Source organism: Nonomuraea aridisoli (genome assembly GCF_003236395.1).
Classification (GTDB): Bacteria; Actinomycetota; Actinomycetes; order Streptosporangiales; family Streptosporangiaceae; genus Nonomuraea; species Nonomuraea aridisoli.
Map to the genome: position 1 here is coordinate 1 of NZ_POUD01000174.1, position 19533 is coordinate 19533.

At 69.3% G+C, this 19533-nt stretch carries 13 protein-coding genes; 8 read left to right on the forward strand and 5 right to left on the reverse strand.

Going from position 1 to position 19533, the window contains the following annotated elements; translation table 11 throughout:
- Positions 1-129 precede the first annotated feature (129 nt).
- Both C1J01_RS31645 and C1J01_RS31650 read right to left on the reverse strand, forming a co-directional pair.
- Entirely contained in the window at positions 130-729 is a 600-nt protein-coding gene (locus C1J01_RS31645) for a DUF6461 domain-containing protein (RefSeq protein ID WP_146615789.1), read from the reverse strand.
- A gap of 62 nt (positions 730-791) precedes the next feature.
- Positions 792-6596 carry a DNRLRE domain-containing protein gene (locus tag C1J01_RS31650; RefSeq protein ID WP_181449067.1) on the reverse strand — a complete coding sequence of 1935 codons (5805 nt, stop codon included), beginning with the start codon at positions 6594-6596 and terminating at the stop codon, positions 792-794.
- 928 nt (positions 6597-7524) lie between these two features.
- Here C1J01_RS31650 and C1J01_RS53225 point away from each other — a divergent pair.
- The gene (locus C1J01_RS53225) at positions 7525-9330 is read left to right on the forward strand and encodes a CHAP domain-containing protein (RefSeq protein WP_111182640.1); all 1806 of its coding nucleotides are present in this window, start codon (positions 7525-7527) and stop codon (positions 9328-9330) included.
- 3 nt (positions 9331-9333) lie between these two features.
- Here C1J01_RS53225 and C1J01_RS31660 read toward each other — a convergent pair whose 3' ends face one another.
- Complete coding sequence (locus C1J01_RS31660) at positions 9334-10299, reverse strand: alpha/beta hydrolase (protein WP_111182641.1); 966 nt, start codon at positions 10297-10299, stop codon at positions 9334-9336.
- Between the two features lie 94 nt (positions 10300-10393).
- Between C1J01_RS31660 and C1J01_RS31665 the strand changes: the two genes are divergently transcribed.
- The 5 genes from C1J01_RS31665 to C1J01_RS31685 are packed head-to-tail and all read left to right on the forward strand — an operon-like array spanning position 10394 to position 13535.
- Positions 10394-11119, forward strand: a complete 726-nt coding sequence (locus tag C1J01_RS31665) for a dienelactone hydrolase family protein (protein WP_111182642.1) — start codon at positions 10394-10396, stop codon at positions 11117-11119.
- A gap of 45 nt (positions 11120-11164) precedes the next feature.
- Positions 11165-12061 (forward strand): LLM class flavin-dependent oxidoreductase, encoded by an 897-nt coding sequence (locus C1J01_RS31670; protein ID WP_220040197.1) that lies wholly within the window; start codon positions 11165-11167, stop codon positions 12059-12061.
- Positions 12062-12089: 28 nt separating this feature from the next.
- Positions 12090-12578 carry a cupin domain-containing protein gene (locus C1J01_RS31675; protein ID WP_111182643.1) on the forward strand — a complete coding sequence of 163 codons (489 nt, stop codon included), beginning with the start codon at positions 12090-12092 and terminating at the stop codon, positions 12576-12578.
- Positions 12578-13219 carry an ArsR/SmtB family transcription factor gene (locus C1J01_RS31680; protein ID WP_111182644.1) on the forward strand — a complete coding sequence of 214 codons (642 nt, stop codon included), beginning with the start codon at positions 12578-12580 and terminating at the stop codon, positions 13217-13219. Before C1J01_RS31675 ends, C1J01_RS31680 begins: the two co-directional genes overlap by 1 nt.
- A gap of 25 nt (positions 13220-13244) precedes the next feature.
- The gene (locus C1J01_RS31685; protein ID WP_111182645.1) at positions 13245-13535 is read left to right on the forward strand and encodes a hypothetical protein; all 291 of its coding nucleotides are present in this window, start codon (positions 13245-13247) and stop codon (positions 13533-13535) included.
- Positions 13536-13538: 3 nt separating this feature from the next.
- Here C1J01_RS31685 and C1J01_RS31690 read toward each other — a convergent pair whose 3' ends face one another.
- Positions 13539-15758, reverse strand: a complete 2220-nt coding sequence (locus tag C1J01_RS31690; protein WP_111182646.1) for an MMPL family transporter — start codon at positions 15756-15758, stop codon at positions 13539-13541.
- Between the two features lie 103 nt (positions 15759-15861).
- On the opposite strand from C1J01_RS31690, the gene C1J01_RS31695 reads away from it, so the two are divergent.
- Positions 15862-16389, forward strand: coding sequence for a TetR family transcriptional regulator (locus C1J01_RS31695; protein WP_111182647.1), 528 nt, complete (start codon positions 15862-15864; stop codon positions 16387-16389).
- 118 nt (positions 16390-16507) lie between these two features.
- On the opposite strand, the gene C1J01_RS31700 is transcribed toward C1J01_RS31695, so the two are convergent.
- Positions 16508-17119: a Gfo/Idh/MocA family protein gene (locus tag C1J01_RS31700; RefSeq protein WP_220040198.1), complete on the reverse strand. Its 612-nt coding sequence runs from the start codon at positions 17117-17119 to the stop codon at positions 16508-16510.
- Positions 17120-17633: 514 nt separating this feature from the next.
- On the opposite strand from C1J01_RS31700, the gene C1J01_RS31705 reads away from it, so the two are divergent.
- Positions 17634-19533, forward strand: a 1900-nt coding sequence (locus C1J01_RS31705; protein WP_111182648.1) for a hypothetical protein, incomplete at its 3' end; no start/stop codon positions are given.

The window sequence follows — 19533 nt, forward strand, 5'->3', positions numbered from 1 at the left end:
TGTGTATAAGAGACAGCCCCACCGCAGCCGTCCGACGAGCCCTCGCCGGAGCCGTCCCTTGAGCGGCTGCCGCCGGTCTCGCCGTCCGCCGATCAATCCGCTCCGGACGGCGGCGGGACGAACCGGTGACTACCAGGCCCCCTGAGGAATCACATAACCCGTGTGTGTCGACTCCAGCCAGTCCTGGTCGATGCCCCGCCCCGTGATGCGTTCGATCACGGTCAGTGCCGTGTCGATGTTCGTTTCCTCCGCGTCGATGTCGTCCACGAAGGAGAGCCCCTCCATGTACTCGTCCAGCGCATGCCGGTCCGCTCCGCCCCGCCGCGGGCGTGGAGAGAAGTCCGTGTAGGTGAGGATCCGCCCGTCGACCGCGTAGATGAGTTGTTCGTCACCATCGGCGTTCCACCCGATCGCCACCGCGCGTCCGCCGCCACTGGAGGCGATGGACAGAGCCTGGTCGCGTGTGCAGTCCCAGCCCCGTAGCTGCACGATCAGGACCCAGGCGCCTGCCTGGCCGACGAGGATGAGGCCGTCGCGTTCGCCAAGGCCGCCCAGCTGCTCGTACACGTCATGGATACCGCACTCCACCGCGCTGTCGAGATCGGCCCGCATTCGGCGTGCGGCCTCCCGGGCGTCGATTCCCGCCACCCAGGCGGCGTGGAAACCGAAGTACTCGTCATCGAGCCCGTATTCGTCCAGGAGATCGTAGGGCGTGTAGTCCTCGTTCATCACTACTCTTTCCTAGCCATGATGGTGGCCCCGCACCGGAGTGCGGGGCCACCATATCGGCTTTACTTGATGTTGACCCAGAACTGGCTGCTGTTCACGAGCCGGTAGCGAGCGTAGAAGATGCCGAGATCGGTCCCGGCGTTCTCGTTCTGGTCACGGCGAAGTGCTCGGATGGAGTAGTTGTATCCGGCGGAGCCTGGCCCTTCTTTTGTGGACTTGAAGGGGAACTCGTCGCACTGCAATTCGTCTGGGACGTCGTTCGGGTCAGGATCTTCGTCGTCATCAGCTCCTGGGAACCATTGCTGGCAGTCGGTGCGCTGGCGGTACTTGTTTTTCCCTCGATACGTGCTCCCATCGGGGGCCTTCGCGGATTTGGAGACGTATGTCAAGGCAGTTCCGCCGGTCGCATAATTGCCCGGAACTTTCTTGGCGATGGGCGAGCCGTTCGCGTCTTTGAAGTGGGGAGCGGTCAGATGCGGAGAGTAGAACGCATCATGAATGTGTTTCGCTACGTCCCCCGTGAACGGGTCGGTCCGGTGCATGGTGTATAGGGCGTTCGCTCCCACCAAGACGCATCCGCCCTTGTACACGTGCTTGGCCAGGCTGTCGCAGCGTACCTTCGCGGCGTTGTCGTTGGTAGCTGTTGGATTACGTGGAATATCCCACATTTCGACGCTCTTGTCCGGCCAGGCGGATATCTGGAGAGAGAGCCAAGGACGGATCGTGCAACTGTCGAAGAGGGCTCCCGAGGAGCGGAAGACGAAATCCGTTCGCCACTCCTCACCGTAGTCCGGAACGTCGCCACTGCGTTCCCCATTGGCGGGCCCCTCGATCTGGGCGCATCTGCTTGTATCCTTGCCGGCCTTGGCTCGGACTCTGACTTTCAGCGTGCCCACGACTATGGGGTCATCGTCGCCAGGAATTAAGACGTTGGACAGCTTCGTCCACACCTTGATGTCGCGTGGGAGGCGTCCTGCCGTGCCCCCCTGGACGCCGGTTCCTGTCTCATTTCCTGCATAGGTGTGAATGGCGACCGAAACGTGGAAGTACATCCAGATGGGCGTAGGAAAGACTACGGTCCTGCCCGTCTGCCTGCTCCGCTCCGTGTCGACGGTCCAGATCAGCCAACTGTGGAACCTGGCGGTGCAGCCGCTGTACGGGCGGACCTCACCCCAGACACTGTCTCTCAGCCGGTCGTCGTCGTTCTCAGCTTCCCGCTTTTGCTCACACCACTCCAGCGTATGACGGTCGTACGGGAACTCCTCTTGGGTCGCGCGCATCGTTGCTCGCGCCGTCGAGGAGTCATTCTTGTCGACAGCGCCGCTCGAGCCGAGTTTCGCGGAAGTCTGCTCGGCGATGCCGTTGTGCTGGGTCACCAGTTCACCCTCGGACAGAGCACGCTGGTGGACCCGAACGTCGTCGAGATCGCCTTGCAGGCTGGCGCCCAAGACCATGGGACCATCCGCATTCCATGCCGCAAAGCTGATGGATGTGGTCCCAACGGCATTGCCATTGAGGTAAAGCGTGGCTGTCCTGGCTGCGGCGTCGTAAGCTCCGGCCAGATGGAACCACTCGTCGACCGGTGCTTCGACGCCGGACAGCACGCCCTCGACCGTCGCCTCGGCGATGTCGGCGCTGGTGAAGGTGAACACCAATCCGTGGTCGGGGGTGTTGCCGAGCCGGAAGGGCGCTTGGTGGGTGCCCTTCTGCTCGATGACGGTGTAGTCACCGTCCTTGTCGCTCCATCGCAGCCAGGCGGCTGCGGTGAAGCTCTGGTCCGTGCGAATCACCGGCCCGGCTGTCTGTGCCAGTGGTTCCTCTCCGGGCTGGACGACGTCCACGGTGACCTGCTGCCAGTCCGACCAGGCGGAAGCCGCCGTGGCCGAGATCGCTCGGGCTCGCCAGCGGACCTTCCACCCGTCGCTCAGCGTGCCGGCCGGAACGGTGACAGCCGCTTGGGAACCGGCAGGAACGTTGTCGGCGCTCCTGGACCAGATCTGGCCGGTGCCCTGGTCGGCTGCGGCGGGGTCGTGCTCAAGTTCGACCTCGACGCGCAGCGGCTTGCCGGCCGGATCGTTCGCCTGTGCCCGCAGTGACGGGGTCAGGGTGGGGGTGATGGTGGTGCCGTCCACCTGCTCTGAAGGCGTGACCTGCAGTGCACCCACAGTGGGCTCGGAGACGGGGTCCGGCACGTCCACGGTCGCCGTCTGCCAGTCCGACCACGCCGAGGATGTGGAGGCGGCGGCGTTGACCGCGCGGGCGCGCCAGCGGATCTTCCAGCCATCGGTCAGCTTCCCTGCGGGGACCGTGACGGTGGCCTGGCCACCGGACGTAACCACCGTAGAGGCTCCGGCCCAGATCTGGCCGGCGCCCTGCCCAGTCGCGGCGGGATCGTGTTCGACCTCGAACTCGCCGGTGAGGCTGCCGCCCGCGGTGTCGGCGACGGTGGCGGTCAGTTGCGGGGTGAGCGAACTGGTCACGGTGGTGCCGTCCACGATCTGCGCCGGTGTGATGGCCGGTGCGGAGACTACCGGCTCGGAGGCGGGCCCGCCGGTGGTGATGGTCAACGTGGGCGGGTAGCCGTCGGCGTCGAGGTATTCCGCGGAGGTGAACACCCGGTAGTTGTTGACGTCCGCCTCGCCGGGCGACTTGAGCACCAGCCCGTGGTTGGCGGCGCCGGCGGCCCAGTCCTGGGCGATGCCGGTGACGTCCCACTCCATGCTGTCCGGCCAGACGGCACAGTCCTCGTTGACGCCCTTGAAGTTGGTGGAGGCGTCCTCCGTGGTGTGGGCGGGCATGCCGTCCCAGTACATGGTGTCCGGATCCCAGCCTTCGGTCAGGCGGGCGACCTGGATGCCGCGGGCGAGCGCCGGGCCGCAGTTGTGGCTGTCGACGGTGTTCATCGACAGCGTGGCGCCGGTCACCGTGCTGCCCTGCAGACCCATGGCGTCGAACTTCAGGTGCGTCCGCGCCTTGAACCCGTCCGACATGGTGCCGGCCATGAGGTACTCATTGTCCGAATAAGCGGGCCAGTCGACTGTGTCGAAGGTGCTGACGTCCACGTCAGCGCTGAGCGGTAGCGTGATCGCCGCGGCCATCCGCACCGGGTAGGTGGTGCCGGCGTCGGTCAGGAACGCCTGGTCCGGCTTGACCACCAGCTCCGTACGGCCGTCCTTGGTGACCACGTCCGTGGCGGCCTCGCCGCGCTTGACCGACGCAGGCCGGTCCTTGCCGCTGCCGTCCCACATGACCGGCCGCGCCGCCGCGGCGACCAGCTTGTTGTCCTTGCCCTTCAGCAGCAGCCGGCCGCCCTTGCCCTCGGTCAAGGTCAGGCCGTCGTCATCTACGCCGATCCGCAACTCCAGCGGCTTGGCGGGCCGCTGGCGCAGCACCACCTCGTGCCGGAACCCGGCCGGCAACGCCGTCACCACCAGGTCGGCCCCGACACCCGCAGCGTCGGTGTAGGTGGCGACGCTCCCCTTAACGGTCGGCTTGGGCAGCGGCGTCGGCCAGCGCAGCGCGTAGGACTTGCCGTCGGCGGACATCTTCACGAACGGATCCGTGCCACCGGCGGAGAACTCCACGACCGCGCCCTCGGCGAGGGTCTTGGGCCGCAGCTTGCCACCCTGCTCGGCCAGAGTGGTGTCGATCGGTACCCAAGTGTCGCCTTGCTTCGTCCGAACCGGCCCAACGGTGACCTCGGTCTTGAACGTCTTCCCGTCCGGCTGGGCGTAGGTGATGCTGGTCGCGGTCGTCTCGCCGAGGACCTCGACAGCTTTCCCCTGGCGGGCCGCCTCGCGCGAAGCAGTGATCCTCGCCTGCGACGGCACGTTGGAGACCGCGTTTCCGCTCTTTCCGGTGACCCACACCGTTGTCTCGCCAAGGGTGGCGTGATGCCCGTGACCTGAGGAATCAGCAGCGGTGGTTCCCGAGCCTTCGTCGAAGCGCCAGTGTGCGGCGACGGGAGTGGAGAATGACCAGATGTCGGTCGCCATCATGTTTCCATCGGCGTCATGGGCGTTCGACATCTCAACGGTGTAGCGGGTGTCATTCGCCAACGATTGATCTGGCCTGAATGTCACCACCTTCTGCTCGCTGTCGAGCTGCGTCGTACCGGGCAGCACGTTACCTGCGGGATCCTTCAGAGTGAGCCGCGGTTCCCAAACCGGCTCGTCAAACACGGCTCTGATCTGTGTTGAGATCGGTACATCGGTAGCACCTCTCCCAGGACTGACCTCGATGAGAGCCGGAGGCGTCTGATCGTCCGAGGCGGGACCGTCTTGGTCTTCGATCTGAGGATTCGACCAGTCCTCACCCGGCAGAGGACCCAACTTGTCCGGTCCGATTTCGTACGGAATAGTACGGGTGCCTTCTGCGGCGAGGATTTCCGCGTCCGTTGAACCCGGCCTGTCCGGAATACCCTCAACCGGCTCCCTGTGGAGAGCCGTGGCCTCTTCAAAGGTGGGAGGCGAGCTCCTCCTTGGCCCTGTTTCCGAGAAGTAGGTTAAGATCTTGGGCGCAGGTTCAAAGTCAACGGTGAGGATAGGCGGGTGGAGCTGCCCTCTACAGGCTTCCAACGGGGAAGTCGTGCAGCCGCCGGCGTCCTCGGAGCGGTAGCGCCGCCAATTTCGCAACTCGGACTCGTCGCCGGCGGTGAGCTGAATGCCGTAGTTGGTGGCACCGTCCACCCACGCCTGGACGACCCCATTGAGCGAGTGGGTCAGGTCCCAGGCATAGTTCATGGAACCGGCGCAGTCTTCGCTGTAGGCTCCGTACTCGGTGTCCGCACCCTCACTGGTAACGGATGGCTGGCTGTTCCAGTGGAGCGTCGTCTCATCCCAGTCGGAGACGATCCGCCGCGCAGTGATGCCGGAGCCGATCGACAGCCCACAGTCATTGGACTGGTAATTCCACAGGTGCAGGTCGGCGTTCTCAACCCTGCTGCCGCGGAACTCTTCGGAGATATCGGGGAACTGCAGGTAGCCGCGCCAGCGCTTGGCGATGCCGCTGGCGTAGGATTTGCCGACCACGATCTGGTCCTGGATAAAGGTGTCCCAGCTGTCCTGGTAGTCGACGTCATTGATCCAGGTGTCCATGCCGCCGTGGTACCAGTCGCCTGTATGGCCTTCGTACCACTCGGACGTCGCAGCCGCCATCGTCACCGGGTACACCGTTGCCGGGTCGGCCAGGAACGCGGCGTCCGGCGTGAAGACCAAGGTCTTGCCGTCATCGGCGAGAGTGACTGCGGCCTTGCCGACCTTGCCGGAATCGAGTGGGGCGTTGGAGTCGGCGGCGCCGGCGTCCTGCACCAGAGTCGGCCGCACCTCGGTCAGTGTCTTGCCGTCCTTGTCCACGATGGTGGGTACGCCTGCGGCGTTGTTCTCGAACGACAGACCTGAGGGGAGATCGAGCGGCACTCGGAATGAGATCGGGCCGGTGGGCCGTTCGGCAATGGTGACTTGCTGCCGGAACCCGGTCGGGTTCGCGGTAACCACCAAGTCGCGTCCCCTGCCGTACGCGTTCGGGTAGGTCGCGGTGCTCCCCTTCAGCCTGGGCTTGGGCAACGCCGACGGAGCAGTGATCTTCGCCGTGGCGTCGGCCACTTGGCTTTTGAGAAGCGTCTTATCTCGGCCTGCGGACAAGACGAGATCGCCCTTCGTGGCCTTGGGCCTGATAGCGCCGTCCGATTCCTCAAGGGTGGTGTCGACCGGCCTGAATCCCTTGCCATCGGCATTCTTGACGCGAATGGGCTGGGTATGGAGTTCCGCCCGAACCGTTTTGCCGTCCGGGTTGGCATAGTACGTTGCGGTTTCTGAGCGCAACGACTCGATTTCAAGTCGACGGCTTTCCTTCTTGGCCTTCGCCAACCCTTCGGTGGTAGGGGTGACAAGGGGATCTGGTGGTGATATCGATGGAACAGGGGATGGCGCGGGTTCCTGAGCCATCGCAGGGGCGCTCATCATGGAGAGCGGTAAGGCCACAGTCGCGATCAGGGCAGCATAGCGGTGCGTCCGAAAAGGTAATCCGGACGCTAATCGTGATGTTTTCACTCCAGCCTTTCGTGCAGGGGCAGGCAAACGGAGTGATCTTCACACGGAACTCCGCATATTGTAAAGATCGATTTCAGTAACGGGAAAGATCCGTTACGCTACTACCTCTTACTCTCCTAACGAGTGCGCCCTCGGCCTCGGCGTATCCCCGATGCCGATTAGATAGCGATCTTGTTTGCGGCGTTGCTTGGTCATCTTGTCTGGCGCGCTGACATCGCAGATCCCTCGCCAGGTCTTGGACGCGGCCATCGCCGCGAAACTGACGGGCATGCTGACCCTGGCGCCGGGGGGCGCGGTGGCAGGCGCCGACCCGCGGGGCGATCACACGAGCCCCGACTCGAAGCGGTCAAAGAGGTGTTCCAGCAGATCGCCCGGCCCGTGGCGACCGAAACCGGCATCGATCAGCAGATCGGCCTTCATCGTTCTTTGTCTTCCGGCGGTCGTGGTGGCAGCGCGCCAGGTCCTCGGCCGAGCGGATAGCGAACTATCACCCCAGGGTAGATCTTTGCCGATTAAACCTCTGTCTTTGGACATTTCTGGCACCGTTTTGACCTGCAGTTTCCATCCGCCCCAGGGTCTTGACCCCTCCCTTGGGGTGTGCTCGGTCAGGGGTTACGGGCCGGTAACCTCGCTGATCGCAGAAGATGCCAACCATCCGGTTTGGCCACACTTGTCCCGGTGTACCCACCGCTACCCAGGGCTGCGTGGATGAACCGGTCTGCCCGGAAGGTTCTTCCCGAGGTCCATGACGCCAGAGATCCAGAAGTTCATCGAACTGCTCGAGAGCCAGCTCGGCTACCGCGAGAAGGGCGACGCGTACACCAAGTTCGGCCACTGGTATGGCGAGCACGTCGAGCACGACGACGCCTTCACCAACGCCCCTTGGTGCGACATGTACATCTCCTGGGCCGCGCACAAGCTCGGCTACGAGGAGTGGATCGGCCAGTTCGCCTGGACCGTGGAGCACGCGAAGTGGTTCAAGAAGCAGGGCGCGTGGGGGAACAAGCCCGAGCCCGGCGCGATCGTCTTCTACGACTGGAGCGGCTCGAACAGCATCAACCGCATCGACCACGTCGGCGTCGTGACGCGGGTCGAGGGCGACCGGATCCACACCATCGAGGGCAACGTCGACGGCGGCGTCGCCAAGCGCAAGGAACGTGACACCAGCAAGGTCGTCGGCTACGGCTACCCCGAGAAGGTCAAGGCCCGGCTGGAGCGGGAGGCGCAGAAGAAGGCCGATCGGGTCGAAGGCGAGCTGCCCGGAGAGTCGCTGAGCTCGCTGATCCCGGGGGGCCGCATCCAGTCCGGCGGCCCCGCAGGGCACGGCGACCGGTCACAGGGCCGGGTCGAAGGCGGGTTCCCCGGCGACGGCGTCCAGGGCCGGACCCACACCGGGGACGAGGTCCGCACGCAGGCCCCGGCCAAGGGTCAGGGCCCGAAGCAGGAGACCGCCCCGGCTCTGCGCTCGTCGTCGGCGCACACGTCCGCCACGGAGCGCAACGCCGCCCCGCCCCGGATGTCGGCCTCCGAAGGCTCCCCGGACACGACGAAGAAGGCCAAGCACGCCAAACCCACCACGGCGGACACCACGGCGGCGACGGCCGAACCGCTCCCCACGCACACGGACGCCTCCGCCACCGGCCCGCTGCCGGTCATCGACTCCCCCACCACCACGCTGATCAGCTCGGCCCTGGTGGCCGCGCTCACGCTGCTCGCGGTGGCCAGGACCCGCCGCCTCCGCGTCGCCGCCGCCGCAGTGGCGGGACCCCGTACGAACCGGACCCGCGCCGCCCACCGTCGCCACCGCAAGCCGAGCGAGAGGCGCCTGCGCCGGGCGCTGTTCCCCGAGCCCACGGCCCAGGAGCACACCCTGGAGCCCGCCGCAGCCCGGAACACCGCGGCCCTGGAACAGACCACGGCCCTGGAACCTGCCGCGACCCTGCAGCAGGCCGCGGCGCTGGCGCCGAACGCCGCGCTGGAGCCGACGGCGATCCTGGAGCCCGCCGCCGTCCTGAAGGTCTCCGCCCCTCAGGACGCCACCCAGGGCGGCGGACAGGACGGCCGACGCCGGGCGCGCGCCCGGCACGCCCGGATGCCGCTGGAGACCCGCCCGTTCGACCTCTCCATGGACGGCGCCTCGCGCCGCCACGCCCTCGGCCCCGCCGCGCCGGAGCCCACGGCCGGCGTCCCGTTCACCCCCTCCTTCGACACCGACCCGTACGAGCCGGACTTCGACCGCGGCCGCTACGCCTTCGGCGACGAGACCGGCCCGCTGGAGGTCGTCGTCGACACGGGCCCGCTGGAGCTGGTGGTGGACACCTGGCCGTTCGAGCGGATCGTGATCCCGGGGGCGACGAGCGCGTTCGACGCGTTCAGCCCGCCGAGGCTGCGCGAGGGCGGCGCCTACCGGGGCCGCCGCCGTCGCCACACGGTCGAGGAGCCCCTCACGCTCGCCGACCTCACCCCGCGCGGGCGCCGGCACCGTACGGCGCCCGAGGAAGCCCTCCTGGTCGGCGCGGGCGGCGTCAGGAGAGGCCGCCACCGCGCCTGACGGCTACGGGATCCGGAGCGCCCGCCGGAGCGCCGCCAGCCGCGTCTCCCGGGCCCGGACGCTGAGCGCCGCGTCGGGCACCATCATGTCGAACCCGTGGAACGCCCCCGGATACAGGTGGAACTCGGTCGAGACCCCGGCCCGCGCCAGCCGCAGCGCGTAGTCGGCGCACTCGTCCCTGAACACCTCCAGCTCCCCCACGTCCACGAACGCCGGAGGCAGCCCCGCCAGGTCCGTGGCCCGCGCGGGAGCCGCGTACGGCGGGACGTCGTCGCCGCCGGCCCTGTCGCCGAGCAGCGCCCGCCAGCCGAACCGGTTGGCCTCCCGGTCCCACACCACCGCCTCGGCGAACTGGTGGCTGGACGGCGTGTCGTCGCGGTCGTCCAGCATCGGGCAGATCAGCAGCTGGAAGGCCGGCTCCGGCCCACCCCTGTCGCGGGCCAGCAGCGCGGTCGCGGCGGCCAGCCCGCCGCCGGCGCTGGCGCCGCCCACGGCCAGCCGCGCGGGGTCGAGACCGAGCTCGGCGGCGTTCTTGGCGACCCAGGCCAGGCCCGCGTAGCAGTCCTCGACGGGCGCGGGGTGCGGGTGCTCGGGCGCGAGCCGGTACTCGACCGACACGGCGACGATGCCGAGCCGCTCCACGTGCTCGACGAGCATCGCGTCGTCGAGCTCAGGCACGCCGATGATCATGCCGCCGCCGTGGATCCAGTAGAGCCCCGGACGGGCCGGGCCGTCCTGCGGCGGCCGGTAGGTGCGCAGCCGGACGTCGGGCGCGCCCTCGGGCCCCGGCACGATGCGGTCCTCGATCAGCACGCGGGTGTCCGGGCGGGGCATCGCCGCCACCATCGCGCCGAGCTGCTCCCGCTGCTCGGCCAGGAGCTCGTACGACAGGGACGCGCCCTGCGGCAGCGTCGTCATCCGCTCGACCGCGGCCCGCAGTTCGGGATCGAGATTGGGGTGAAAGGTCATGGATGTACTTTTCCACCCTGCCGATCGGAATACTCCGATCGCGAACGCCGGGGTCGCGTGCGACCGTCTGAGCCGCTGTGGGCATGCTGGGACCATGTGCCATTCCACTGACAGCAGGCCCCCGGCCCCGCCCGTGCAGGGCAAGGTGGCCTCTCAGGAGCAGATAGAGCTGACCGCCGCCGACGGCAACCGGTTCCTGGGCTACCGGGCCGTGCCCGAGCAGCCGAACGGCCGGAGCATGGTGATCCTGCCCGACGTCCGCGGCCTGCACCCGTACTACCGCGATCTCGCCGTGCGGTTCGCCGAGGCGGGGTTCCAGACGATCGCGATCGACTACTTCGGCCGCACCGCCGACACGGGCGACCGCAGTGACGACTTCGCGTTCATGCCGCACGTCCAGCAGCTCACCAGCGACCACGTGCGGGCCGACGCGAAGGCGGCCACCGAGGCGCTGGCCGGCGCGGGGCCGGTGTTCACGGTGGGCTTCTGCCTGGGCGGCGCCCAGTCGTTGCGGCAGGCCGCCGAGGGCAACGGCCTGGCGGGCGGCATCGGCTTCTACCCGACGCTGCGCTTCGTGGACGAGCCCGCCTCCGGGCCGGGCGCGCCGATCCTCATGCTCATGGGCGGAGCCGACACCGCCACGACGCCCGAGCAGTTCGCGGCGTACGAGGCGGCGCTCGACCGGGCCGGCACGCCGCACGAGAAGCACGTCTACGACGGCGCGCCGCACTCGTTCTTCGACCGCTCCTACGGCGAGTGGGCCGAGGCGTGCCAGGACGCCTGGCGGCAGATCCTCGACTTCACCGAGCGGCACGCGTAGCCGCCCGGAGGTTTGACGGCGGGGACGGCGGCTATCCGGTCGGACATGACTGATGCCATCATCCGGTTCGCCGTCTCCCTGCCGCAGCAGGTCGCCGACGGCACGTTCGACCCCGGCGAGTTCCGGGCCTACCTGGCGCGCGTGGAGGAGCTGGGCTTCCACAGCGCCTGGACCCGCGAGGGGACGCTCTCCCCGGTCCCGACGCTCGGCCCGATGGAGGTCATGACGTACGCGGCCGCCTGCACCGAGCGGCTGCGCATCGGCTGCGCCGTGTTCGTCAGCGTCCTGCACCAGCCGCTGCAGCTGGCCAAGAGCCTGAGCACGCTCGACCAGCTCAGTCACGGCCGCCTGGAGGTCGGCTTCGGCCTCGGCGGCCGCGACCGGCTGGGCTCCTTCGGCGTCTCCCCCGACGGGTTCGTGACGCGCTTCGTCGAGGGCATCGAGCTGATGAAGGCCTGCTGGAGCGAGCCGCAGGTCTCCTTCCACGGGCGGTTCTTCCAGGTCGAGGGGACCATGGAGCCGAAGACGTACCAGAAGCCGCATCCGCCCGTGTGGATCGGCGGGCACCGGCCCGCGGCGATCCGGCGCGCGGTCCGGCACGGCGACGGGTTCGTGGGCGCCGGCGCGGCGACGACGGCGGCCTTCGCCGAGCAGGTGCGGACGCTGCGCACCGAGCTGGAGCGGGCCGGCCGCGACCCGGCCGGGTACGGGGTCGCCAAGCGCGTCTACGTGTCCGTGGGCGAGGAGGACCGGCTCGGCGATCAGCTCCGCCGCCTGTACGGCACCGCCGAGTCGGCCGTCGCCGGTCCGCCGGAGACGGTCGTGCGCGGGCTGCGCGAGGTGATCGAGGCGGGCGCGGACCTCGTCCTGCTGGACCCGATGACCGACGAGGCCGAGCAGCTCGAACGTCTGGCCACGGAGGTGTTGCCCGCGCTACTCTAAAAATCCTTAGAACAATAGAGGAGGCGGCATGTCCTACCCCGAGCAGCGCTACTTCGGCGAGAGCGGCGAGCACAGCGGCGTCTTCAGGAGCGCGGGCGACCCGCCCGACCTGCCCATGCGCACCACCCAGGTCCACTACCTCGCCACCGGCGGCCTCACCGGCGGCGCGTACGGTCTCTACCGGTGGGAGATGGGCCCCAGCCCGTCCGGCCCCGGCGCCCACTTCCACCGCACCATGACCGAGTCGTTCTACGTGCTGTCGGGCACGATCCGGCTCTACGACGGCGTGAAGTGGACGGACGGCCGGCCGGGCGACTTCCTGTTCGTGCCCGAGGGCGGCGTGCACGCCTTCCGCAACGAGTCCGGCGAGCCCGCCTCGATGCTCATCCTGTTCACGCCCGGCGCGCCGCGGGAGGCGTACTTCGAGGAGCTCGCCGACATCGCCGCCACCGGCCGGAGCCTCTCGCCGGAGGAGTGGACGGAGCTCTACCGCCGGCACGACCAGTACATGGTCTGATGTTCGCCGAAGAACCGATCTACGAGCAGCTCGCCCGCGTCGGCAAGGCCTTGGCCAGCCCGGTGCGGCTGCGCCTGCTCGACGTGCTCGACCAGCGCGAGCGCACGGTGGAGGAGCTGGCGCAGGCGGCGGGCGTGCCGCTGAAGAACACCTCCGCCCAGCTCCAGCAGCTGCGCGCCGCCCAGCTGGTGACGAGCAGGAAGGACGGCACCCGCGTCTACTACCGCCTGGCCGACGACGGGGTGTCGCGCTTCCTCGGCGAGCTGCAGGCGTTCGCCGAGGGCCGGCTGGCCGAGCTGCGCGACGCCGTGCGGGCGCGGATGGGCTCGCTGGAGGGCGTGACCGCCGACGAGCTGGCCGACCGGCTCGCCGACCCCGGCACGGTCGTCGTGGACGTGCGATCGGCGGGCGACTACGCCGCCGGCCACGTGCCGGGCGCGATCTCGGTGCCGCTGGCCGAGTTGCGCGAGCGCCTGGCCGAGCTGCCGAGGCAGGCGGAGGTCGTGGCGTACTGCGGCGGGCCGTACTGCGTGGTGTCGCCGGAGGCGGTGCGGCTGCTGCGCGAGCACGGCTACACCGCGCGGCCGCTCGACGGCGGTCTGCTCGGCTGGCGACGCGGCGGCAAGGAGCTGGAACGCTGAGTGATCACTGCCTTACTGTGAGCCGGTGCACATCACACGAGTCGCCGTCGCGGGCCTGCTCGCGTCCGCGGCGCTGACGGGGCTCCGCTACGACTTCGCCGCGCACGGGGTGGTCATCTGGGCCGAGCCGCGCGCCGGCTCGGTCCGCAACGGCGTCGGCCACCCCGGCCACGGCTTCGAGCCGAACCGCTCGGAGGAGCACGGCCTCTACCGCTGCGACGCCCACTTCGACAGCACCCTGTGGTACCACGGGCGCGACGCCACCACCGGCGTCGTCGGCTGGGTCCCGGCCTGTCACCTCACCGACGACGACTGACGGTCAGACGCCCGCCTTGACCGGCTCCGGGCGGCGCGGCTCGGGCGCGGAACCGTCCTCCTCGTGGCCCTCGACCGACAGGTTCGGCAGGATCCGGTCCAGCCAGCGCGGGCACCACCAGTTGGCCCGCCCGAGCAGCACCATCGTGGCGGGCACCAGGAACCCCCTGATGATCGTCGCGTCCACCGCGATCGCCACCGCCAGCCCCACCCCGAACGTCTTCACCAGCGAGTCCGGGTAGGCGATGAACGCCGTGAACACCGCCACCATGATCAACGCGGCCGACGTGATCACCCGTCCCGTCGAGCCGAGCCCCTCGGCCACCGCCCGCGCGTTGCGCCCGTGCCGCAGGTACGACTGCCGCACCGCCGTCAGCAGGAACACCTCGTAGTCCATCGACAACCCGAACAGCACCGCGAACAACATCAGCGGCACGTAGCTCTCGATCGGCACCGAGAAGAAGAGCGGCGCCAGGTACGACGAGCTGACCGGCGGATCCATCCCCACCAGCCCCGTCCCCAGCCCGAGCGAGAACACCAGCGCCAGCGCCCCGAACGCGGCCCCGAGCGAGACCAGGTTCATCACCGCCGCCTTCACCGCGACCAGCGGCGCGCGGAAGGCCAGCAGCAGGAGCAGGGCGCTGAGCAGCACCACCACGGCGATGACCAGCGGGGTGCGCTCGGCCAGGCGGTCGCCGGCGTCGGTCAGCCCCGCGACCTCGCCGCCGACGTGCACCCGCACGCCGGGCAGCTCGATGGCCCTGACGTCCCTGACCACCTGCGCGGTGCGCTCGTCGCTGGGGGCGTACTCGGGAACGGCCTGCAGCAGCACCGAGCGGCCGGAGGTGTTGACCTTGGGGTCGCCCACGTGGGCCACGCCGTCGACGGCCTTCACCTCGCGGGCCAGGTCCTCCACCAGAGGATCGTCGGCGTCGTCGACCTTCTCGGGCAGCTCGGCGACCACGATCAGCGGCCCGTTGGAGCCCGGCCCGAAGCCGGTGGCCATCAGCTCGTACGCGCGCCGCGACTCCGAGCCCTGCGCGCCGTACCCCTCGTCGATCGGCCCCAGCTTCAGCGCCAGCGCGGGCGCGGCCAGCGCGCCCAGCACCACGACGGCGCCCAGCAGCACCCGCCACGGCCGGCGCGCCACCCACGCGCCGAGCCCCGCCCACCCGGCGCCGCCCGCGCCGGAGCCGCGCAGGAACGGCACCCTGAGCGCGTTGACGCGGTGGCCGAGCAGCCCGAGCAGGGCCGGGACCAGCGTGACCGAGGTGAGCACGGCGGCGACCACCGAGATGCCGGTGACCCAGCCCAGCGTGGCCAGCAGCGGGAAACCGGCCAGCAGCAGCGCGCTCAACGCGATGATGACGGTGCCGCCCGCGAAGACGACGGCCCCGCCGGAGCTCGCCACGGTACGGCGTACGGACTCCACGACCGGCACCCCGTCGGCCAGCAGCCGGCGATGACGCGACAGCAGGAACAACGCGTAGTCGATGCCCACGCCGAGCCCGACCATCGTGGCCATGATGCCGGCCTGCTTGGGCATGTCCACGACCCAGCCGAGCAGCCCGATCAGGCCGAGCCCCGAGGCCACGCTGACCAGCGCCACGAAGATCGGCACCGTCGCGGCCACCAGCGTCCCGAACGCGAACACCAGCACCACCAGCGCGCAGATCACGCCCACGACCTCGCTCGGCCCGGTCTTGATCTCCTTGCCGGCGGGGTTGGAGTTGTCGGCCGGCACCACTTCCAGCCCCGCCTCGCGCGCCGGGTCGGCGGCCTTCGACAGGTCCTGCGTGATCGTGCCGATCGCGTCGGGGTCGTGGCCCTCCAGCCGGACGCCGATCAGGCCGATCTGCAGGTTCGAGGAGATGCCGCCCATGCGGAACGGCGTCTCCACCTCCGCGACATGCGGCATCGTGCGCAGCCGGTCGACGGCGTCCTCGACGGCCTCCTTGCGGGTCTCCTCCAGCAGCGGCCCGTCGGCGGAGTACACGAGCAGCTGCACCGTGCCGCCCGCCTCGTAACCCGAGCCGAAGCCGGTCTTCATGAGATCGTGGGCGCGCTGGGCGTCGGTGCCGGGGATGCTGGCGTCGCTGCTGGTCGGGCTGGGGAAGGCCAGGTTGCTTCCCATGAGGGCGGCGGCGGCGAGCACCCAGGTGACCAGTACGATCCAGCCGTGGCGCGCGCACCAGCCGCCCAGCCGGCCCAGCAACCGTGTCATCGCTTCCGTGTCCCTCGCTAGACGGCCGTCCTGTACGGTCGTACAGGACATACGATAAAACCGGAAATATCCGGAAGGCTGTCTCCCTGAGGGAAATGAGACGATGGCCACAGCCGACGACACCCGCACCCGGATCCTCGACGCCGCCCGCTCACTCTTCGCCGAACGCGGCTACGCGGCCACCTCCCTGGCCGACATCGCGGCGGCCGTGGGCCTGACCAAGACCGCCGTCGCCTACCACTTCCACCCGAAGGACCGCCTCGCCGCCGAACTGCTCTCCCCCGCGGCAGGCGACATGCTGAAGTTGCTCGACACCCAGTACGCCTCCCGCCAGGACTTCATCGAGGCCCTGGTCGACTTCGCCGTCCGCTACCGCTCCGTGATCCGCCTCTTCATGGAAGACCTGGCAGCCGACGACCCGGCGCCCGACGACGCCGACTCCGGACGCACCACCGTCCGCACCTTCCGCGACGAGATCTACACCAAACTCGCCGGCACCAACCCCACCCCCGAAACCCGCCTCAAATCCTGGGCCCTCCTAGGCGCCCTCCAGTGGGGCGCCGTCAAGACCATGGACCTCCCCGAGAACCAGGTCCACGCCGCCCTCCTGGAAGCCACCCGCGCCTTCTGACCTCCGCCCACCTCGTACGGCGCACCTCCTCACTGGTCCCAGGCGTAGACGCATCTGCCGTACGGGCCGGTACGCAGTGCCTCGACGCCCTGCTCGGACACGTCGTCGGTCACCGCGGTCAGTGGCCAGATCTCGCGGCCGACCAGGGGGAGGTAGAGGCGGGGGGCGGAGTACGGGCAGGTGGGCTCGGCCGTGCAGTCGAGGCAGCGGTCGGCGGCGGCCGGTGGGCGGTTCCGATGCGGCCGGCGTCCAGCAGCGCTTTCAGGGTCTTGGTGTACGGGGTGTAGCGCAGCACGTGGCAGACGGCGAAGATGGCGTCGGAGCGTTCGGCGGCCGCCACGATGGCGCGGCATTCGTCCTGCGACACGCCCATCGGCTTCTCCAGCAGGATGTCGTAGCCCAGCTCCGCGAAGCGCAGGGCAGACTCAACGTGGTCGCGGTCCTGGGTGGCGATGATCACGGCGTCCGCTTGGCGGGGGAGCGCGGCGAACTCGCGCCAGTCGGCGTACGGGGCGGCGCTGGGGAACTTCGCTCGGCGGGCGGGCACCGGGTCGGCCACCGCGACCACCTGCGCGCGGCCGGTCGCGGTGGCATGGCGGGCGTACGAGAGCCTTCGCGAGCCCGCGCCGACGACGGCGAGCGTGACCGTCCTGCCTCCTCCTAGGACCCTGCCTCGCGACGAGCAGCGGACGAGCCTGCCCGGCGGCTCTCTCCCACAGGCAAGGGGCATGCCTTCCAGCGGCCCCTTCTGCCAGTGGCGCGAGTCTTCCAGTGGCTCTGTCGTACCAGCAAGGGGCTCGCTTCCCCAGGATGACCGACTTCACCCCATCCCTCCACCGCCAGACCGGCATCTTCGGCACCCACGGCTCAATAGAAGGCGACGGCGACCGCCTGACCCTCCACGACTTCACCACCAGCCGCTCGGAGGTCATCGACACCCGCCCCGCCCGGCGACCCCACAGCCGGAGGCGGCCACGACGGCGGAGACGCGGCCCTCGTGGACGCCTTCCTCGCAGCCGTGGCCACCCGCGCCCTCTCCCCGATCCTCTCCTTCCCGGCGGAAAGCCTCCACAGCCACCTGGTGGCCTGGTCCACCGAACACTCCCGCCTGACCGGCCGAACCATTACCACCTAACCCCGTCTCCGCACCGATGCGGGGACCGGACACCCACAAAGCCGTACGACAACCGGCGGAGCCGGGATACTGGTGCCCCTCGACACCCACGACGGCAGGGAGCATCGGCTTGCGTACCTGGTTCGGACCGGAAGAACAGGACGACTTCGAGGCGGCGAAGGCCCTGCTGGTCCGCCGCTGCCTCGCATGGGCGCAGCAGCACGACCGCCCGGCCGACGGCCTGCTGCTGGAAGCCGCCCTCGACGCCCGCCACGAGAGCCGCGACGGCCGCCTGGCCTACTGGGACGAGCCCCAGATCCGGCGTTTCCTGCTCAACTGGATCCCCGCCCAACTGGTCGCCGAGCGCGAGGTCCTCGACACCGCGCCTGAGGTGCTCCGCACGTACCTGCACTATCTGGCCACAACGGGCCTGCTCGACCCGCGCGGCGCCACCCTCGCCGCGGCCGAGGAGGCGATCGACCGGGCCGCCGCCGACTACCCGCAGGCCCTCGACGACCCGGCGCGCCAGGGCCTGGCAAAGTTCTGGGTTCAGGTGGCGCTCTCGCACGGCGTCGACATCACCGACCAGGACGCGTTCGAACAGTTCAGACGCGACATCGACGCGGGCGTCATCCAGTACGACCACGATGTGCTGAATGACATCATGGAAGCCCGCCTCCTCGGCCGTGACGCCGTCGAGGAACGCGCCTTCCCCCAGCCGCCCATCGCCCTCCCCCCGCAATCCGAGCTCACCGAGGCCGCCGCCCGCAGCGAGACCGTACGGCGCCTGGCGGCCTTGACGAAGTGGGTCGGCCCGGACGGCCGCAGCCTGACCAAGACCGGCAACCTCAGTCTCGCCGACGCCCGCGAAGTGGCCGCCCTCCTCGGCACCGGCGAGGAGAACCGCCAAGCACGCACCAGCACCGAGCTCCACCACGTCACTCTCCTCCTCACCTGGGCGAAGAAGCTCCATCTCATCCGTACGAGCAAGGGCCGGCTCCTCCAGGTCGCCAAGGCCGGCCCGCTCCTGCGCGACCCCTTCGAGCTGTGGCGACGCGCGTTCACGGTGTTCCCCGACCTCGGCCGATGGGTCTGCACCTCAGAATCCCCATTGGCGGGCTCGTTTCCGGAGACGCTGCCTGACCTCCTCAACTCGATGTACGGCCTCGACGCCATGCCCGTGGCCCGCCTGGAGGAGACGGTGTGGCTCGCCTGCCGCGACTACTTCCTCGACGGCTTCCTCCTGAGCGACGACGAGTCAGGGCGCGAGTGGGTCGCGCACGACCTCGGGCGTACGTTCGAGATCCTGTCCGACCTCGGCGCCGTCGAGCTGACCCACGGCCCCGCCGACCCGCTCTACACCAGCGACCTCGACCACGAGGAGCAGGAACTTCCCCCGGACGCCGTCGAACGCCTCCGCGCCCGCCTGTCCGCCCCGGACCTCCTGCTGGCCCGGCTGACCCCGCTCGCCCTGAGCGCCGTACGCGACAGCCTGCTGGCGGAGGGCCGCGACGCCCCGCTGATCGGCGAACTCGCCACCGCATCCCCCGCCAGTCTCCTCGGCGTCATCTCAGAGCACTACTCCCACGACGGCGCCGTCGCCGAACTCGACGGCTGGCTCGCCCACCCCGGCCACAACATCGACGCCCTGCTCCAGGCCGTACGCGCTTGCCCTTTCCGCAGCCGCGCCTCGGCCCTCCTCCACGTCCTGGGAGAAACCCTCCCGGAGATCCGTGCCCGCCTCCCGCGCCTACGCGACGACCCGGCCCTCGGCCCCATCGTCCTGAGCCATCTCGTCGATCGAGGAGACCTCGCCCCAGCCTCCCTACCGCCGCACGAGCACCTCCTGCTGGCAGCCGAAAGCTTCATCACCCTGCTGGAGATCGCCGGCCTCGAGACTCTGGAGCAGCAGCTCAAAGCCAAGGCAGGCCCAGACGCTCCCGGCTTCCTCGAAGCCGTCCTCTCTTCTGGCCACCCCGACACTGTGGGCCTGGAAGAAATTCGCACCCTGGTAGCCCTGGCTCTTATAC

Excerpts from the sequence above, each read along its gene's own strand:
- C1J01_RS31645 (WP_146615789.1), bottom strand. The coding sequence starts at position 729 with ATGAACGAGGACTACACGCCCTACGATCTCCTGGACGAATACGGGCTC.
- C1J01_RS53225 (WP_111182640.1), top strand. The coding sequence starts at position 7,525 with ATGACGCCAGAGATCCAGAAGTTCATCGAACTGCTCGAGAGCCAGCTC.
- C1J01_RS31660 (WP_111182641.1), bottom strand. The coding sequence starts at position 10,299 with ATGACCTTTCACCCCAATCTCGATCCCGAACTGCGGGCCGCGGTCGAG.
- C1J01_RS31665 (WP_111182642.1), top strand. The coding sequence starts at position 10,394 with ATGTGCCATTCCACTGACAGCAGGCCCCCGGCCCCGCCCGTGCAGGGC.
- C1J01_RS31670 (WP_220040197.1), top strand. The coding sequence starts at position 11,165 with ATGACTGATGCCATCATCCGGTTCGCCGTCTCCCTGCCGCAGCAGGTC.
- C1J01_RS31675 (WP_111182643.1), top strand. The coding sequence starts at position 12,090 with ATGTCCTACCCCGAGCAGCGCTACTTCGGCGAGAGCGGCGAGCACAGC.
- C1J01_RS31680 (WP_111182644.1), top strand. The coding sequence starts at position 12,578 with ATGTTCGCCGAAGAACCGATCTACGAGCAGCTCGCCCGCGTCGGCAAG.
- C1J01_RS31690 (WP_111182646.1), bottom strand. The coding sequence starts at position 15,758 with ATGACACGGTTGCTGGGCCGGCTGGGCGGCTGGTGCGCGCGCCACGGC.
- C1J01_RS31695 (WP_111182647.1), top strand. The coding sequence starts at position 15,862 with ATGGCCACAGCCGACGACACCCGCACCCGGATCCTCGACGCCGCCCGC.
- C1J01_RS31700 (WP_220040198.1), bottom strand. The coding sequence starts at position 17,119 with ATGCCCCTTGCCTGTGGGAGAGAGCCGCCGGGCAGGCTCGTCCGCTGC.